Genomic DNA, 20,188 nt, shown 5'->3' on the forward strand with positions numbered 1-20,188 from the left:
AGGGCATAAAGCCCTGGTTTTATTATTTCAACTTAAAATTCAAAATTATCAACCATAGAAATATCAATGTTAAATGGTATTCTATCATAATCTCCGTTTGTATCTTCTTCGTCTTGCATTACTAAAAAACATTGCTTAGTTTTATCATAAGCCATGGTCTTTAATACAAACTTTTTTCTATAAGTTCTTTCCACTGGATTTTCTGATCTAGAGTCCCCAATAATAATATTCTCATTAGATATTCTATTTCCTTCTTCATCTTCAAAATAACACTTAATTCTTGTAGAAATAACCTTATCTTGAATCTTCTCATCTTGGAAGAATTCTAAATAGGTTATTATATTAGTTATTTTTCTTGTGATACTAGTTAAAGATATCTTAACTTTTCTAATATCATTTACCGATGATGTACTTCTATCGTTCTTAAACTTAATAACTGGTACTACTATTTCTTGAAGCATTGCTCCACCATGGACATAATTAGCACCCGCTCCTTGAACTTTAAATCTTGAAGTTCCTCTTGGTGTAATAACATATTTGTTTGAATCTTTTCCTAATAGATAATCCATACCAAAGGTTACTGTCCCCTCAACATCTTCATTCTTTGATGTTAATAAGAATCTTCTATTATCCTCACCATCTTCAAGTTTAACTCCTGATAATTTGTTACTCTCCACCATAGCACTCCTTTTATAAAGACATCCATGATCTGCTGTAATAATAATACTTGAGGCACTAACTCTATTAACTAATTTATTTACTAAGGTAATTATTTCATTAAACGCTTCTTCTGTAGCCTTAAATACTTCTCTTTCTGTACTGGCATGGTCTCCTCTAGCATCAATTGTATTATGATAAATATATACAACATCTAGTCCTGCAAAAGATTTTCTTATTTCAGCATCCTTCATGTCCATAACTTTATCATAAGTAATGGCAAGAGATTTCTCATTTTCCATCTTTAAGATAGTATTTCTATTATCAGTTCCACTACTGTTAATACCATTTACTAACACATCATACTTATCATTTATACCTATAGTGTTATTAGGTAAAAGTGCTGCCATACCTAGTTTTGTATAGGAAGGTAATACCCCTTGCATATAACTGAGCTCTACCTTACCCTTTCTTTCATTGGTGAGTAAGGTATTAAGTTCCTCTGCACTCTCATATCTTAAGCCATCTGATATGATTACAAAAACTCTTTCTTTAGTCTTAAACTTAATATTTTCTCTATAGAATCTATCCTGTTGTTTTAAGCCTTCTATTCTCCAAGAGTCACCACTTGTAATAGCATCATTCCATTTGATAGATAACTCCTGCAAATACCAATTGTTATATGTATTTTCAACAGTATCCTTTAGATCATTCAGTTCTTCCTTTGATTCACAATTATCAAAATGATAGTAGAACTTTCTATAAGCTTTGTCTATATAATAGTAATCCTTTGAATAGGATTTAACCATATCATAGGAGTTTTCCGTCTTGATTGTGGAATTTAACTCTTTCTTCTTATTTAGTAGATTTATTACCCACTTTATAGCCTTATATTCACTTACATACTTCTTATAATAATGTAATGTTCTTCTTGATGATAATAGGTTAAGGTATTTATCATACTCTTCTACTCCATCTTTTAGTAGATTAGTTATTCTAGTTAAGATTAACTTATCCATTGCCTCAAAGACATCACAATTTATAAATGTATCTGAATCATTCTTTTCTAATAACTGCTCTATCTTTAATTTACTTGATACTACTTCCTGCATTCTATCGTAGTATTTACTATCTTTTACATTGTTCATAAAGTGATTTATAAATACTATACAATTAGTTACCTTAGTAGATAAAAATGGTGCATATTGTTTGGGTAATTCAAACTTCACTGTTTCATTCATATTCGTTACAAGAACCATAGCCATAAATCTTTCTAAACTTCTTTCCTCAAAGGAATAACCATAATATTTCTCTAGTAAAATCCACAAAGCATCTACACTACCAAACTTATTTATATCCTCATATATCTTATTACTTCCATCTAGATAATCCTTGATTATAGCCTTTACTATTTCTTCCATATTCATAATTCTTACCTTAGTTAAAACTGCAAGAACACCAATATGAACTTTTTCCTTGGTATATCCCTTTATATTTAAGTTTCTAAAGCTTGTTATTCTATCCTTATTTTTAAAGAATGTATTATATAATTGGAACTCTTCTTTAAGTGCAGGCTCTCTAACCTTTAATTCTCTCATTATTACAGTGGCTCTATCTGTGGAGAATTCCTCACTATAACAAAAAACATCATAAAGCCAATCATCCTGTGGATTTGGCTTCTTCATATTAGAATAAACTAATATATTACTCGTTGTATTTTCTTTTTCAATGTGATACTTTGTCCAGAAAGCATTGTTTTGACTTAATTTAATAACATCAACACCTTCTAAATCAAAAGTATCTATATCCTCAATAAAATCTTCACTTTCATCATACCAAAATACAATATGACGATTCCTTCCATCACCTAATGGCTTTGAAAATAACTCTTTAAGAAAATTTCTTATTTCTTGTAAGTTCATACATTTACCTCTTTCAACCTAATAATTTAATGAGGTGAATTTTAACTCCACCCCATGAATATTATACCTGACTTGCAATTATTTCACTTAATGTTTTCAACGCTATATCTTTAAATTGCTCCCAAACCCACAATTCTATATTTTGCTTAATAAATCCATCTTAACTTCTTTCCCCTTAGAATTAATCACCTTAACATCTTGGAATTTAGCATAGTTAACCTTAACTCCATCATCTAAATCAATAGATATCTTCTCATTTGCTAAGTGAGCAACTACTTGATCATACTCTCTACACTCTTCTATTTGTTTAGAGATTCTATCTATCTTCTTCTTAGCAGCAGTTCTATCCTTTGCAGTATACTCCTCTGAATCTGCAACTAACTGTAGTCTATTGATTGCTCCTTCATATTTTCTTTGTAATGTATGAAGATAATCAGTTCTAACTTTAGCCACTGTTTGGTCATTATATCTATGCATATAAACTAAAGATTTAAATCCATCATTTTTACCTGATTCAAACATCCAGTAAATAGGTCTCTTTTGATATACCTTTAAATGATCCTTATAGAAATCTTTAATAAAGTATCTTCTAATTGCCTGTCTAGCAGTTTCAGAAGATTTTCTTCCTATAGAGTCAGCAATAAAATCTAAGTTTTCTTCTAAATCTTCAGCCCCAAAGTATAGTCTAACAAAGTCAATAAATCTTGAAACTATATCATCCTCAAAGTATTCATCTTCTGTAATAGGAAGAACATTATCTGCATCAGGTACGAAGTGAGCATCGGTCCAAGAATCAGATATAACAATACCGTTCTCGTCCTTCTCAATCCTTCTAACCTTTTTCTCTTCCAAATTCCACTTATCCTTAAAGTCACCACTAGCATAAATAAGAGTTTCTATATTATCTGAATAATTTCCATGAAACTTACCATCCTTTTTTTCAACAACAAAGGACACATCTGCTGAATATCTACCAAACATGCAACCAACAGCATAAGAAATAAATGATTTAATCTCTCTTTCTCTATCCGCCTTTCTAATTGTAATATTCTTCTCTTCAACCTCTGGTGTTAATTCATCTTGTAACCCATAAATATCAATAAAAATTCTATTTAACTCTTCTTCATTATACTTTAACTGATTAAAGTTCGCATCCAATTCATCCTCCCAAACCTTAAAAGAAGAACTTAACTTAAAATCTTTAGCCTTATCTAAAGACTTTAATAATGGATGAATTTTAAAATCCCATGATGTTTCAAAAGAATCCCAGTCATTTTTACCAATAATTATATTACTTTTAGCAATTTCAATAATAATTTTACTTTTATCTTTAGATATTATAGTTGGTATTGAACATACATCACTAATTTGTAATGAAATAGTTGAATTAAGTAAGTTTATAAGTAATTGTGCCACTTTTGTATTTAAAAAAGCTGTTAGATAATACAAATTTAAATTTTTATAGAATATCATTGCACCTTTATTAGTATCAAATAAAAAGCCATTTTTGCACAATCTAAATGAATTGGATCCCGAAGTAAGTCCTGACCATGTAATACCCTTTTCAAAATATGGGTTATCAGTTTTTAGTACAAAATCATAATTCCCCTTTAAGTACGGATATTTTTTTATGACTAAATCCCTAATTTCTTCTCCACCATTAGCCCAATTCACTACTAATTCATTATTCCCATACCATCTTCTATATCCTCCACCTTTATTATATGGAAACCATTTATATTCACTACTATAAGCTTCATCTTTATTCTTAAAATCCAATCCAATCTTATCTTTTACTAATTCCCACCATGATTTTAAATATTTATTATTATCTGTAGTAAACATTCCTACTTTTGGTGATGCAAACTCATCCAATCTGTTACTTTCAAAAATTCTAATTACATTGTCATTAGCCCAATATGTCATTGTGGTCCCTGGTATTTTTTTAAACTTTTCATTACTACTAACATATCTATCTCCGCCTGTCAAAAAAGCATCATTTTTAGACTTTTCAGAGTTATATTCTAAAAGTTTCACGTAAATTGCTTTATAATTATTAATTTTATTATTTCTAGTAATAAAACTAGTTGTTTGAACTACCTCCCCATTAATTTCATCAAATGCTCTTGAACCCAAGTGAGTCATATTTATAATATCTTTTTCCAAGAACTTTTTTCTTAATTTTTCATAACGAGACAAAAACATAAATGCATTTTGAGTAATCATTGCTTGATATCCATTACTCTTACACAATTTCACACATCTTTCAATAAATACTGTAGCTAAATCACTTTTACTATTAAAGTAATATTTTTTTACAAAAGCAAAAAGTTTTAAATTCATGTCTCCCATATAAGGAGGATTCGTTACACAAATCTCATAGTTACTACACATTATTTCTGCTTGTTTTATCATTATAGGAAGTTTATCTAAAAGCATCCTTCTATAATCACCAAACATAAAATTTTCTTCTTTTTCTATTTCTTTTAATCTTTGCTTTAATGCTTCAAAGTTTACTTCTTTAACTTCAAGTATAGAACCATATTCCTTAGCATCTGTAAATGTACTCCACAAATATTCAAGGTCATTTTCTAAATCATCATTATCTAATCCAGTATTTAAACTACAGAAGTAATCTATTGCTTCTTTATAAATACTGTTGCTTTCTTGTATCGAACATAGGTTTAGTTCTATATGTTCTCTTTCTATTTCTCTAAACAATCTTCTATTATAATGTCTAGCCTTCATTATTAATGCAAAGGATGCTAGTTGTGCTGCTCTATCGTCTATATCTAATCCATATAGGTTATTTTGTAATATCAGTCTTGGTATTTCTCTTTCTGTATACCCTGCTCTTTTGTATATTTCATATAGTACATCAAAGGCATAAACTAGTATATGTCCTGAACCCATACATGGATCTAACACCTTTATATCTTCTGGTGTTAACATTGCATATTCTGCTCTAATTTTCTTTAGTTCAACCTCTACTTCTGGTTCTTGGTCGGCTTCTTCTAAGTAATATTTCCACTGCTTTTGTAGTTCCTCATTTGGATGTCCTTCTAGCCATAGTCTTCCTAGTGAGTTTTCTACCATATATTTAACTATCCACTTAGGAGTAAATAATTGGGTTGCTGCTGGGATATTTTCTTTTGTTATTTTTATGTTTTTCTTTAGGTCTGCAAATACTTCATCCTTCTTTTCTGATATGTAGTATTGATACATCCAACCTATTATTTCTACTTCTTCTTTCCAGTTCTCTTCTTCAATATCTTCAACCATTTTTCTTATTATAGAGCCCTCTTGTAAAAGATTATCTGGTAATAAAAATTCTGTATAGTCACTTATTTTTTCAAACATTTGTGGTACTATTCTACCTAACTCATTGCATTGCTTTACTAATATGATTCTGTAAGCCTTTTCTCTATCTTCAGTTAAACCCGCATCTAATAGTTCATATATTTCTTCTGCATTTAACTTTAATTCATCTATAATCTCTGAAACCTTAGTTAATACATCCGGTTCAACCTTGTCTTCAACCTCTGATGAAAGTATTCTCACTCCAGTTGGAAGATACTCATTTACCTCCATATATCTTAGTCCCATAAATCTATTAAACCAAGTATAAGCAACCTCTTCCATTACTTGTTCAAAGCCTTTTTCATTTACTTGTCTTACTAAAGCATCTCTATGATTTTTAGAAAGTTGAAATACCTCTTCCTTACCTTCTACCCTAAATCCGCCTTGTACCTCTTCAGCATTTTCAATATTATTTTCACTTATACCTATTCTATTTGCTTTTCCAGCAACATCAAGGATTAATTTCCTCCTTGCCCATATGGCAAAGGATTTTATCTTATTTTTATCCATTCTTGTCCTCCATTCTACAAAATAGAGGAAGTTTTCTTCCCCTATTATTGAAACTCGACTTACATTCCTTCGCTGAGTAAGTTCATACAACTAAATCAAGATTGAGTTATTCACTTATATTAGATTTATTATTGTATCTTTTTCTAATTCTTCTTCTAGTTTTCTTCTTAATGCTTCAACAACTATATCAATATCTTCATGATTCTTAATAACCTTTTCTCCCTTAACTAATTCCCTCATGCTAAGAGTTTTAGTTTTTATCGTAACCGCTGGTATCCTTGGAGTTACTGAAGGGGTATATCCACTGGTATTACCATCTACTGATGATGGATCTTTTACACCGCCAGCTTTTCTTATTTCATACTCTTCTAATCTCTTTAATCTTTCTTCTTCTGCTATTATTATTTTAGTCCACTTTAATTTAGCATTTTCTGCCAGCTTATCCATTGATGAAAGTACAGCAAAACTATTGGCACATTCTGATCTATTTTTAAGATTCACAAACTCCTCTTCAATTTTGTTTATGAACTGATCTTTAAATTTATATTTTTCTATGGTTTCAAGGACTTGCATCTTACATTTTTCAATAAATTCTTTTACTGGTATGGTTTCTTCCTCTAATAACTCTGTTATCTTATTATTATATTTTTCTATTAGAAGGGGAATTGTTGGTATCTTTCCAAAGGGTTCAGCCATCTTTATTATTGATTTTATCTCATCAATGACAGTTTTGATATAATCATTAATTATAAATTCCTTATTCTCTTCATAGTTACTTAACTTATCAATTGCATTGTCAAAGATAATTCTTTGTTCACCCCTAGATCCAGTATCAATTACTCCATTTTCCTTCTTAAAGAAGAAACCTTTAATGTTATCTATTTTGTCTACATAATCTAGGAAATCATTCTCTAAGTCATAAACCTTCTTAAAGAATTCTATTGTATCCTTAACTTCAGTTACTTGTATAAATAATTTTCTACCATCTTTAAGAATATCTTCTCCAGGATAAGAAGTTTTTAAGGAGAAGTTTGCAAGCATAGTATTTGTTTTTTCAAGCTCGGATTTTGAGTATTCTTTAAATATACTCATCATTCCATCTTCATCCGCTGGTAGTGATGAAAATCCAAATAAATCTTTATTTAAATCACGTAGTGTATCTATATACTTTGTCGGAACCTTTTCTCTAGTTTTTAAGATTGCTCTATCTACATAGTCTTTCTTTGTAACATAGTTAACTATTTCCCTATTATTCGGTGCTAAAACTTCACCGCTTAATATTACTTTTATATCTTGTTTCTTAAATAACTGAACTATTATACATTGTATATCAATGTCCTTCCATCCAAAGGGAGGATTTGAGAATTTCATAACTAGGCTCTTAACTGTAACTTGAAGGTTTCTTGAAGAACTAGTTTCTATATGTGACTTTACTTCTTCCACTGCTAATCTATTTGGATCATTATCAATGATAGACATTTGATTTAACTTAGCATCCATAATATCAAATAAATCTTTAGTGTTGTCCTTAAAGGCTTTTACATAGTTTAATTTGTTATACTTAGAATCTATTAAGGATCTTAGACCTTCATTTATTCTATCTACACTACTTTTCTCCTTAATATCTAAAAGGCTTCCATTAGTGTAAACCTCCGCTGTTCTTAGAGCTTCCTCTATTAAGAATTTTGCTCTTTTTAGTCTATCTTCACGTTCTCTACTTTTTTTGGTTTTTATATCCTCAATAGTAGTGCTTGATTTAGTTGCCCCCTTAACTCTAAGGTATGCATCTATTTTTAACACATTTTCTATTTCTTCTAAATAATTAACATCCTTTGCAATATTAACAATTACATTATTTTCTCTAATAGATAGCTGTTTTAATTCACTTTGAGTTGTTCCACCAACTAAATCGAAGTTTGCTGTTATAACCTTAACTCCTATCTCATTAGTTTGTGGTCCTCTTCCTCTATCATCAACTAACTTATTAAAGGTAAACATATATTTCTTAGAGTAGTTAAACTTTGATTCTCCATATATATCATCAAAGATTATTTCTCCAACCTTTTGAATTACTTCCCCATTATCTACAGACATATTTTTAATTTCTTTATTTACATCTTGCTCATCATTTGTAAGAAATATATAGTCATCCCCATTCTTTTGAACAAGGGTTTCTCTTATTAACTTATTTAAAGAAGTTTGAACTTTCTTCTTTATTTCCAACTTATCTGCATCTATTTCAGCTACTAATAAAGTAGATAAGTTTTCTATATTAGATTTTACTTCCTTAACATATTTAACTAAGAATAATAACTTTAATACTTCTACATCAAACTGGTCTAACCTATCATTTTTTTCCGCATTCATAATAACCAATCTAATTGATGAATCTAGGAAAGTTTCTATTGTCTTATAAAAGGCTGAAAAAGGTATAAGCATATTTGTATCTTGATCCATATAATCTATAGCCACTTGTTGGTATGCCCCAAGTAAACTTCTTTCACCCTTAGACAAACTCTTACCCGATGCTCCATGCTCTCTTACTCCGTTAAAGGCTGATTGTAGTAAGTTGAACTGATAAGGTATAAATGGATAAACCTCTGCAAAGTCATCACTATTTTTATATAACTTCATCTCTGCTGTATCAGAACTAAAGGTTAAAAGATTTTTTATGATAGATTCCTTTTGCTCATACAATGCTTTTAAATGGCTTGTTGCACCCTCTGTTTTTCTAAGTATACGCTTCTTAATAACTTCATCAACGTTGGCAGATGATAGTGATAATCTTGTACTAAACCTTCCTTGAATCTTAGAGAAGTCATTTCCTTTTACTTTAGTAAACTCATCTAACCCCTCTTGTGATGTAACTATAACCCAGCATTTTCCTCCACACTTAGTTCCCAAATCCTCAACTACCGTTTGAAGGTTTAACATAAGTTGGGTGTTATCTCCTATATATTGTCCAATTTCATCTACTAAGAATACTACATGATGATTCTTACCTTTAGAATCACAGTATTCTTTTACTTTAGCAGCAAATTTATCTATACTAAGGGAATAGTTATCTTGGCACTTTTCATACCAATTCTTTGCTGCATCCTTACTCATTTTAGTGGATTTTGATAATGCTTCAATAATAGAATCCTCTTCATAGTAGAAATCTTCTCTTCCTTCTATCCATGTGTTTCCTGACTCTTCTTCAAAAGCCTTTTTAAAATTTTCATAAACTCCATCTTTCACCATTTGCTTTTCTAAGTCTGCTATCCAAGGCATTGATCCACAGAAACCTTGCATTTCATTAAATACTTTATTAAATACATTAACAATAGCATCCTTATTAGATTTTGAGTTTGAATCTGATTTTGAATCTATATTAAATAGAATAACATCACTGGACACATCCCCTGCTTGTTTCATATTTGCTAATATGAAGTTGTCTAATTTTTTATCATCAAAGTAAGATATAGCATTTCTACCTTCTATATTTTTATTTTCTAAAAGATAAGAAAGTATCTTTAGAAAGTGAGATTTACCACTACCAAAGAATCCTGATATCCATACTGCATTTTTATCTGTATTCCCTATTATTCCTGACTTATAGGCTTCAAAAAATCTATCAATATGTTTAGTTAACTCCCCTGTTACAACATATTCCTCTAACTCTTGCTTTATGTTCTCATCATCTGCTTGACCAACCTTAATTACACCTTTAATATCTCTATCAATCTCTTTATAAAACATTGATTTTAATTTAATCTCCATTTATACTCACACCCTCTTTTACTATTTATCAATTAACTGAAATGCTCTATAATAATTATCATCTTTTAAATAGTTAAATAACATTAATGATCCACCATCATAATTACCAGGGAAAAACATAACTAATGGTTGCTCTTCCACTATTCTATGTAGATTATTTAATATAGTATGAGACCTTACGATAGGCCATGCTTTACCTACACCAGTCAAGAACACTATATCATTATCTTCTAATCTATCTTTTATATATTCAACAACTAAATCATTTTCTAATGTTAATCTTAAAGCCTTTTTACTAGCATTAAATACCTGTTCACTACCTTTTTTCTCTTCCATAGTGAAATTCTTTTTTAGGAATCCCTTTGACTCTAGTATCTCTAAAATCACTTCATATAGATCAAATTCTACTATATTTAAGCCATATGCCCCCTTAGCCTTTTCTTTAATATATTGCACTCTATCTCTAACTAATAATTCATATTCTGGATTATAATCAAAAATATAGAAACCAATTTCATTTCCTAAACCCTTATTCTTTCTAAAATCAGGCTCAACTATTTTGGGTAATATCTCATCAAGCCTCTGATATATATCCTTCATTATTTGCACCTCCTACCAGTATAACTATTCAGTTATACCTAATATTGCATTAATATATATTTTATCGCCTATACTATACAAATAATCCTTAATATCACTGTCAATTATAGGCACTCTAATTTCCCTATCTCCTTTTTGATTTATAATAAGACCACTTTCAAAAAGAATTCTTATGTAAACCTGTTTTAGTTTTTTAAAGGTTGCTTCTGTCCATGATGACACCTTATCACTTTGCTCTTTCTTATTTTGAAAAAATACTCCAAAGTCTTTATCTCTTATATATAAATCCTTTAAAATTATTTTTTCCTTATGAATCTCATTCATGAATTCAAAAAATAATCTATCAGTCTTTAGAATTGTATATAAAACTAATACTTTAGATGTTTCTATATTACTATTTTCAATTTTATCAATTATATTTGAATCAATATCTTTTAGTCTTGATGCTATTACTGATGCAATCTCTCTTCTTCTGGTTTCACTTTCAAGTTGAAAAATATTTTCTTCTATAGATTTCATTTTCAATTCATCAAGCTTTAACCCTCTGTTTATAAGACCTGCAGCTTTTTTTGTTTCCTTGTAAAGATAAGGTCTAGATTTTATTGTAGATTTATATTCCATATATTTTTAACCTCCGTGGTCCACTTTTTTTATTATAGCACAAAGAACCTAATTATACTCATGTATAATTAGGTTCTTTAGGTTATCCTTATTTAAGATTAAGATTTGTTTAATGATAGTGTTGAAAGAATATAATATTATGCCTTAATCAACACTAATTTAAAACATTTGCTATTCTCTAATCCATTAATTTTTCTAATAATCCATTACTTCTTTGTATAAATGCTGCCATTTCATCAGCCTCCATTTGTCCATAGCTTATCATAGCTAAGTCATAGACATGGTTACATATATCCTTTGTCAATTCCTTTTTGCTTTCATCTCTAGCTATTTTAGCTAACTTTTTAATTAATGGGTTAGTTTTATTTATAACTAAAGTTTCTTCCTTAGGGAACATAGACACGTCTCCCCCTCCGAACATAACACTCATCTCTGCCATTCTTCTTGATTGCTCTGATAATTGAATCATAGCCGGTACTTGCTCAGATTTTATAGGCTTTACTTCTATCTTTAAAGTTTCTTTGTTAATTACATCCTTAAATAGACCTTCAAGGTCAGTATCTACTTCATTATCACTTTCCTGGTCCTCAACTTTAAGTATATCAGTTAAGTCAGAATCAATTCTAGTAAACTGTACACCCTCTTCTTTGCTTTCCATTAAAGTTATGAAGTGACTATCAATGGTGGTATTTAATATAATTGCCTCAAGTCCATTTTCCTTTAATAGTTTTACGTATTGTGATTGTTGTTTTTCATTATTTACATAAATAACTTTGTTATCGTGATTTTCCTTATTATTCTCTAGATATTTCTTTAAGGTTACATATTCATCATTAGTAGTTTTAAATATAATTATATCCTTTACCTTGTCATAGAATTTTTCATCTCTAAGACATCCATATTTAATGAAGATATTAATATCTTTCCAGAAGTTATTATATTCTTCTCTACTATTTTTAAATAGTGAAGTAAGTTTGTCCGCTACTTTATTTACAATATGTCTAGAAATTTTTGTTACATTACTATCCTTTTGAAGGAAGCTTCTTGATACATTAAGTGGAATATCTTCACAATCTATTACACCTTTTAGTAAAAGTAAAAACTCTGGAATTACTTCTTTAATATTATCTGCTACAAAGACTTGGTTGTTATAAAGTTTAACTTCTCCTTCAACAGCCTCAAATTCATGCTTTAATTTGGGAAAATATAATATCCCTTTTAGGTTAAAAGGATAATCTACATTCATATGAATCCAAAATAGTGGGTCACTATATTCATTAAATACTGTTCTATAGAAAGCTTTATACTCTTCATCAGTACAATCTTTTGGAGCCTTCATCCATAGAGGTTGAGTATCATTTAATGGTGTTCTCTCCTTTACATCTAAAGTTTCTCCATCGCCTTTTTCTTCTACCTTTTCATTTTCATCAACTAAGTAAATCTCTACAGGAAAGAAGTTACAATGTTTTTTAATTATTTGTCTTATTTTATAGTAATCTAAAAACTCTTTACTATCCTCACTTACATGCAATGTAATTGTTGTACCCCTAGTATCTCTTTCTGATGTATTGATTTCATACTCAGTACCACCTGTACAAACCCACTTAACAGCCTCTGATCCTTCTTGGTATGAAAGAGTATCTATCTCAACCTTTTCTGATACCATAAATGCAGAATAGAACCCTAGTCCAAAGTGCCCTATTATGTTCTTTCCCTCATCCATTTTATCCTTGTATTTAGATAAGAATTCTTCTGCCCCTGAAAACGCTACTTGATTAATATATTTTTTAACCTCTTCAGCAGTCATTCCTATACCATTATCAACAAATTTTAAAGTACCCTCTTCCTTATTTAAGTAAACAGTCACCTCATATTTATTATTTTCATCTACAGTAGCCTCTCCAAAGGATACTAGCCTATTAAGCTTATTTATAGCATCACAACCATTACTAATAAGCTCCCTCACAAATATATCCTTATCAGAATATAACCATTTTTTAATAATAGGCATAATGTTCTCTGTGTGAATTGAAATGTTTCCATTCTCTTTAAGCATATATATTCCCTCCATTTGTAATAATTTTTCCATGGTCTTTTCATTATATGAAATGTAATTCATAAATTCTATTTCACTAGACCAGGTGGTCACTTTTATTGACCTACAAAATATTTTATACCTAATCGAGGATAAAATAAAGAGTATATTGTAAATATGCTGTAAATTTTCTCCTAACCCTATAGATTTTTACTCAGCTTGAGTTAATAATTTCTTCATCACGTCTTTTAGCTTTTTCTCTTCAACTTCATCATTTGCAATTATAACAATTATTTTTATGTCACTGTCCGATTGATCCCATTTGTATGCCTTAGCATCTAAAATAGCTTCTTCTGGAATGAATTCTTCCATATCAAGTGCCATTTCCTCTGCTAAACTAAGGTACTCATCAAATAATTCATCCTCTTCTATTTCATTTACATTAAAATCATCATATTCCTCTGCTATAATCTCATTTAAGATTGAAATCGGTACACTTAAACAAAATGCTAACATATCTTCTCTTTTAGTTCCCTTAGTCATATCCTTTATAACTTTAAAATCAGACTTACTTTCTATAATGTTTTTCATTTCATTATTATCTATTACATTACCACCAAATAATACGTACATTATTCACCATCTCCTGTTAATTATTACTTTATCTATATGATTATAATCTATTGAAGATAAAATTAAAATACTTAATAATAAAAGCTCCTGTAATTAAACAGAAGCTTTTATTATAGTTAATTTACCTTTGGCAATACTTCATTCTTAAAAAAGCTTTTCGCTGTTAGTCCTGAAACACTGCATACTTCTCCATCATCAACCCTTACAGATACAGCCTCAGAGCAACGACCCAAACAAAATACAGCTTTTAGTTCCACCTTATTTGAAAGATCATATTCCTCAATAATTTGCTGAAAGGCATTTATAACATTGTATGAACCTTTGACATGACATGCACTACCTATACAAACACTCAAATTTACCATAGTTGTTACTCCTTTACCTTATAATTCACATGCAATAACTTGTGAACTTTTCCTTTTAATAGCCCTGAATATAGTGAAATCATCACTGGATTTTCTTCTGAACGCTTTAAGCTACTCATCTTATCCACTGCATACAATCCTTCACCACGCTTACGTTTTCCTTCAGCCATGGCAAACGGTTGTCCTGCACCACCTACACATCCTCCTGGACATGCCATAACTTCAATGAAATCATAGTGTGCTTCTCCTGATTGTATCTTCTTTACAAGATTATCTGCATTTTTAAGACCACTTACTACAGCAATCTTAAGTTCATTACCATTAACATCAATGGTAGTTTCTTTAACCCCTTCCATGCCTCTCACTCCATTAAAAGCAATGGCACGTAAAGTTGTAATTGACTTATCATCTAATACTCTACGAATAACCGCTTCAGTAACTCCACCAGTTACTCCAAATATAACTCCGGCTCCACTACTAACTCCAAATGGCATATCCACAGCTTCTGGCTCTACTTCTGAGAATATAATTCCTGACTCTTTTATCATTTGAATAAGCTCTTGAGTTGTTATAACATAATCTACATCATTTACTCCATCTACCTTAAACTCATCTCTTTTAGCTTCAAATTTCTTTGCAGTACATGGCATAATAGCTACACTTACAATCCTTTTATTTGAATGACTATAATGCTCCTTAAGCACAGATCCAAACATCTGCATAGGTGATTTACATGAAGAAACATTGTTCATTAACTCTGGATAATTAGATTCTACATAGTTAACCCAAGCAGGGCAACAAGACGTAAATAAGGGAATTTTTTCATTTCTTTCAAGCCTCGAAATGAATTCTCCAGTTTCCTCTAATACGGTTAAATCTGCTCCTGTAGATGTATCAAAAACTTCATCAAAGCCCATTCTTCTTAGAGCTCCAACTATTTTACCCATTACGTTTTCTCCATCTTCTTGACCTAGCTCTTCACTAATTCCTACCCTTACAGCTGGAGCAATTTGAACTACCACCTTTGTGTTCTTATCACTAAGGTCATCCCATAACTTCGCTGTATCATTTTTAACTATAATAGCTCCAGTAGGGCATACTGCTGCACATTGCCCACAACCTACACAGTTTGATTCTGCTATAGGTCTATCAAAGACAGTTCCTACACTCATCTTTGATCCTCTCTTTATAAAATCTATTGCACCTACGTTTTGAACCTCATCACACACTCTTACGCAGTCACCACATAAAATACACTTGCTTTTATCTCTCACTATACAAGGTGATGACTTATCTAAATCTTCTTCTTCTGCAGTATTATTAAACCTAATAGATTTAATACCAAAGCGCTGAGCTAATTCTTGAAGCTTGCAATGAGTATTTTTTTCACAAGTTGTACAATCTCTACAGTGGTTTGAAAGTAATAGTTCTAAAATATTCTTTCTATACTTTCTTAACCTTGGAGTATTGGTTAATATCTCCATACCAGCCTTTGGAGGAGTTGAACATGAAGCTTCAATCCCCCCCCATTTGTTCTCAACCATACACATACGACAAGCGCCATATACTGAAAGCTCGGAATAATAGCAAAAGGTAGGCAAATCAATTCCAGCTTTTCTAATTAATTCGAGAATATTTTTTTCCCCATTTATTTCTACAGGGATATTATCTATAATCATAAACTGTTCATTCATTATATTAATCCTCCTTTATTGCTTTAAAGGCACAAGTCTCAATGCAGGCACCACATTTAATACATTTGTTTTGATCTATTGTAAAAGGCTCTTTAATTTTTCCTGTAATTGCTCCAACTGGACAAATTCTTGAACACTTTGAACAACCCTTACAAAGGTCTTTTTCAATATATATTGTTTTTAGTTTTTGACATGTCTTTGTTGGACATTTCTTGTCAATTATGTGAGCTTCATATTCACTACGGAAATTTTTTATTGTACTAACAACCGGAAATGCAGCCGTCTTTCCAAGTCCGCATAGTGCTGTTGAGGATATAGTATCAGCAAGTTCTAATAGTAAATCAATATCTTCGATTTCTCCTTGACCTGCTACAATTCTTTCAAGAATTTCAAGCATTCTCTTAGTACCTTCACGGCAAGGAATACATTTACCACAAGATTCATTTTGAGTAAAATTCATAAAGAATCTTGCTACTTCTACCATGCAAGTATTTTCATCCATAACTACAAGACCACCTGAACCGATCATTGCTCCTGCTTTTTTAAGGGAATCAAAGTCTAATGGTAAATCTAAGTGATCTTTTGTAAGACATCCTCCTGAAGGTCCTCCAATTTGTACAGCCTTAAAGTCTGCACCACCTCTTATACCTCCACCAATTTCAAAGATTATTTCTCTTAGGGTTGTACCCATTGGAACTTCTATAAGTCCTGTATTTTCAATGTTCCCTGTTAGCGCAAATGCCTTTGTTCCTGGACTGTTTTCTGGTCCTATAGATTTATACCAGTGAGCTCCTTTAGAAATAACTACCGGTACATTTGCAAAGGTTTCAACATTATTAAGTACTGTTGGCTTTCCAAAAAGTCCTTGTTCTACTGTTCTTGGAGGTTTTACCCTTGGCATACCTCTTTTACCTTCAATTGAAGCCGTAAGTGCACTACCTTCTCCACATACAAAAGCTCCTGCTCCTCTATTAATTTTAATATCCATATTAAAATTTGTTCCTAAAATATTTGTTCCTAAAATTCCGTATTTTCTTGCTTCATTTATAGCATTCTTAAGTCTACTTACTGCAAGAGGGTATTCTGCACGAACATAGATGTAACCTTCCTCAGCACCACAAACAGCTGCTGCAATCATCATACCTTCAATTACTCTATGTGGATCTCCCTCCATTATACTTCTGTCCATGAATGCACCTGGATCACCTTCGTCACCATTACATACAATATATTTTTCCTTAGTTTCTTGACGTTTTACTTGAGTCCACTTTCTACCAGTGGAAAAACCTCCGCCTCCACGTCCTCTTAAATTAGACTCATCAACCTGCTTAATTACTTCATCAGCAGTCATATCAAATAATACCTTTTCTAACGCTGAGTATCCGCCTATAGCAAAATATTCTTCTATTGAAGTAGAATCAATATGTCCACAATGCTCTAGTGCAACTCTTGTTTGTTTTTTATAAAAAGGAATTTCTTCTTGTGATCTATATATTTGTCCATCTTGAGTATATGCAAGTCTTTCTACACATTGTCCATTAAGTATAGTTTTATTTATAATTTCCTCACAATCCTCAGGTTTTACCTTTATGTATAGATAACCCCATGGCTCTATCCTTACAAGAGGTCCCATTTCACAAAATCCGTGACATCCACTTTTCTTAATTCCAACAGATTGGTCATGTGGATCCTTCTCCAGTTTTACTTCACAATTTATATTATTTTCTTCCATAAGCTTTATAAATTCATCATAAATATCTAATGCTCCACCTGCAATACACCCAGTACCTGAACACACAAGAATTTTCACCTTTTCATTTTCAAGACTAGTCTTATAAACATCTCTTATATCAATTAAATCTTTTCTATTAAGAAGCATATTATTTTTCCTCCTTAAGTGTATTTAAAAGTTCTAAGGCTTTTTCAGGCGTCATTGCACCATATACTTTCTCATTCACAGTTATAGCCGGTGCTAGTCCACATGTTCCAAGGCATGAAACCGTTTCCACTGTAAAGTTTAAGTCCTCTGTAGTAACCTTATTCTCTGAAAGTCCCAGCTCTTTTCTTAACTTCTCAAGGATTGGTATTGACTTTCTAACATGACATGCAGTTCCATCACATATTTTTATTACATATTTACCTTTAGGTTCTAAAGAAAAATTTTCATAAAATGTAGCTATGCTATAAATTTTTGCTTCACTAATCCCAAGTTTTTGTGAAAAATATGCGAAAATATCTTCAGGCAAATATCTATATATCTCCTGTGTATCTTGTAATATTGCAATAATATTACTTGACCTATACCCATGATTTTCTAAAACAACATCCAATTTACTATAGTCAAATTGTGTATCCATTGTTTTCCCCCTTACAATGTTTGTTAAATTATTATCACATTTACATTCTATACTATGATTTGAAAGAATTCAAGATTAAATCTAAATTTTCTGTATTTAATTTTTATAGTAATAATATTTAAGTATGTGACATGGTTTTTATTACTTTATTCTAACTAAATAATCTATGTACAATCAAAGTGGCTGCTTTGTAATAATTTTAATCATTTCAAAACATCCACTTACACCTTTTATATCTTATAAAGTTAAAACATAGAAATATACCAATTTAATATTTATCATCATATTTTTTAAAAAGGCTACTTGCCCCTACCAAAAATATTATAGCAGCCAACAAATCAGCAGAACCACCCGGACTAATATTCTCCTCAATACACCTACTTTCAAATTCCATAGCAGCTACTATTCCTTTTTCTGTTGTAAATCCCCCTAAATCTAATATTCTTTTAGCGTGGCTTTGAATTTCATAAAGTTTCTCTCTGCTTTGCCTATGCACAATCGTGCTATCTTCTACCTTGGACATAAGCTTTAGCAAAGTATTTGCATATAACTTATGTCCTTTAAGGTCCGATGCAATATGTTCTGGTAAAACATCATTGAAAATCTTTTGAAGTCCATCTTTTACCTCTCCACGAATTCCTGTAAATCCATGATTTAAGTACAATCTTTCTCCGTGAGTTAAATCTTCTTTTTTATCTATGCCCTTTAAATCATCTAGAATATTTTCACACATATCTTTGATTATATTTTCAATATCTTGAAAGGGTAAATTTTCATGAATAGCTTTTCCGATTCCTGCTGATAATACTCCAATTAGAAAAATCATTCCTTTATGAGTATTAACTCCCTTTGTATCTTCGAACATTTTCTTTTCACACTGTATTCCGATACTTCTTATAGCTCTGAAAATATTCTTAGGTGTTTCATAACTATATCCAATAGCTGCCATGTCCTTAATAAATGGTATTATAGCAAAGCTACTATCTATAAATGTGTAATAATCCATGTCATTATGAGATCCCATGGTACTTGGAGATACCAATCCAAATGATGGCATTGTTGAAACTTCAGAAATAATTCCTTTTAACGCCAATTGGGATATATTATAACTAACTTCATCTCTCTTCGACTTATATATTAGATACTCTTCATATTTATTTTCAAAGTATTTTTTTATGTCATTAATACTATGATTTCCTGATCTTGAACATATCCTAGCTTCCTCATCACATAGAAAACATCTTCTTGAACTAAATCCTAAATCACTTCTAGAAGTTCCACAAATCTCCCCCTTGTGAACCTGTTCATCTTCTTTTATGTAGTATACATCTAAATCAACACACCTTCCTAAGATGTGATTTTCCTCCATATTTACTAAGAACTTCTTAATTGTTATATTGTCTATATTAAATATAAAATGTCCAATTAATCCTTCTTTATTTTTATAAATCTCCTTATAAGTAATGTTCTTCTCTTTAAAGATTGATATGTCATTATAAATTATCTTTGCAATATTATCTGTAATAAAATTAGATTTTTCGATTCCAGGATAATTTACCCTTACTGTAGCAAGAGTGATACCATCACTATTTCTTAATAATTTCTCTTGATGTGCAACTCTTTTCTCTCTATGTTCTAAAAATTCATCAATTTCGTTTATATGCATATTAAT

Annotated in this window: 12 protein-coding genes; all 12 read right to left on the reverse strand. The window is 30.7% G+C overall.

Annotated features, from left to right (window positions below):
- Positions 1 to 32: 32 nt before the first annotated feature.
- The 12 genes from pglZ to citG all read right to left on the reverse strand — a co-directional run bounded on the left by pglZ (position 33) and on the right by citG (position 20,182).
- The gene (pglZ, locus tag RSD37_RS01550; protein ID WP_346944936.1) at positions 33 to 2,579 is read right to left on the reverse strand and encodes a BREX-1 system phosphatase PglZ type A; all 2,547 of its coding nucleotides are present in this window, start codon (positions 2,577 to 2,579) and stop codon (positions 33 to 35) included.
- A 135-nt stretch (positions 2,580 to 2,714) separates the two neighbouring features.
- Positions 2,715 to 6,449: a BREX-1 system adenine-specific DNA-methyltransferase PglX gene (gene pglX, locus RSD37_RS01555; RefSeq protein ID WP_346944937.1), complete on the reverse strand. Its 3,735-nt coding sequence runs from the start codon at positions 6,447 to 6,449 to the stop codon at positions 2,715 to 2,717.
- Positions 6,450 to 6,563: 114 nt separating this feature from the next.
- A complete protein-coding gene (gene brxC / locus RSD37_RS01560) occupies positions 6,564 to 10,211 on the reverse strand; it encodes a BREX system P-loop protein BrxC (RefSeq protein ID WP_346944938.1) in 3,648 nt (1,215 codons plus the stop codon).
- Between the two features lie 21 nt (positions 10,212 to 10,232).
- Positions 10,233 to 10,811, reverse strand: a complete 579-nt coding sequence (locus tag RSD37_RS01565) for a DUF1788 domain-containing protein (protein ID WP_346944939.1) — start codon at positions 10,809 to 10,811, stop codon at positions 10,233 to 10,235.
- A gap of 24 nt (positions 10,812 to 10,835) precedes the next feature.
- A complete protein-coding gene (locus RSD37_RS01570; protein WP_346944940.1) occupies positions 10,836 to 11,432 on the reverse strand; it encodes a DUF1819 family protein in 597 nt (198 codons plus the stop codon).
- A 178-nt stretch (positions 11,433 to 11,610) separates the two neighbouring features.
- Positions 11,611 to 13,488, reverse strand: coding sequence for a molecular chaperone HtpG (htpG, locus tag RSD37_RS01575; RefSeq protein WP_346944941.1), 1,878 nt, complete (start codon positions 13,486 to 13,488; stop codon positions 11,611 to 11,613).
- A gap of 189 nt (positions 13,489 to 13,677) precedes the next feature.
- Entirely contained in the window at positions 13,678 to 14,100 is a 423-nt protein-coding gene (locus RSD37_RS01580) for a hypothetical protein (RefSeq protein WP_346944942.1), read from the reverse strand.
- Positions 14,101 to 14,216: 116 nt separating this feature from the next.
- Entirely contained in the window at positions 14,217 to 14,465 is a 249-nt protein-coding gene (locus tag RSD37_RS01585; protein WP_346944943.1) for a (2Fe-2S) ferredoxin domain-containing protein, read from the reverse strand.
- 5 nt (positions 14,466 to 14,470) lie between these two features.
- On the reverse strand, positions 14,471 to 16,159 hold the full coding sequence (locus tag RSD37_RS01590) for a [FeFe] hydrogenase, group A (protein ID WP_346944944.1): 1,689 nt from the start codon (positions 16,157 to 16,159) through the stop codon (positions 14,471 to 14,473).
- Positions 16,160 to 16,163: 4 nt separating this feature from the next.
- Positions 16,164 to 18,038: an NADH-quinone oxidoreductase subunit NuoF gene (gene nuoF / locus RSD37_RS01595; RefSeq protein WP_346944945.1), complete on the reverse strand. Its 1,875-nt coding sequence runs from the start codon at positions 18,036 to 18,038 to the stop codon at positions 16,164 to 16,166.
- Position 18,039: 1 nt separating this feature from the next.
- Positions 18,040 to 18,516: an NAD(P)H-dependent oxidoreductase subunit E gene (locus tag RSD37_RS01600; protein WP_346944946.1), complete on the reverse strand. Its 477-nt coding sequence runs from the start codon at positions 18,514 to 18,516 to the stop codon at positions 18,040 to 18,042.
- A 268-nt stretch (positions 18,517 to 18,784) separates the two neighbouring features.
- Positions 18,785 to 20,182: a triphosphoribosyl-dephospho-CoA synthase CitG gene (citG, locus tag RSD37_RS01605; RefSeq protein WP_346944947.1), complete on the reverse strand. Its 1,398-nt coding sequence runs from the start codon at positions 20,180 to 20,182 to the stop codon at positions 18,785 to 18,787.
- Positions 20,183 to 20,188 lie beyond the last annotated feature (6 nt).

Origin of the sequence: Clostridium sp., from assembly GCF_036646415.1 — a bacterium.
In the GTDB taxonomy this organism is placed as follows: domain Bacteria; phylum Bacillota; class Clostridia; order Clostridiales; family Clostridiaceae; genus Clostridium_J.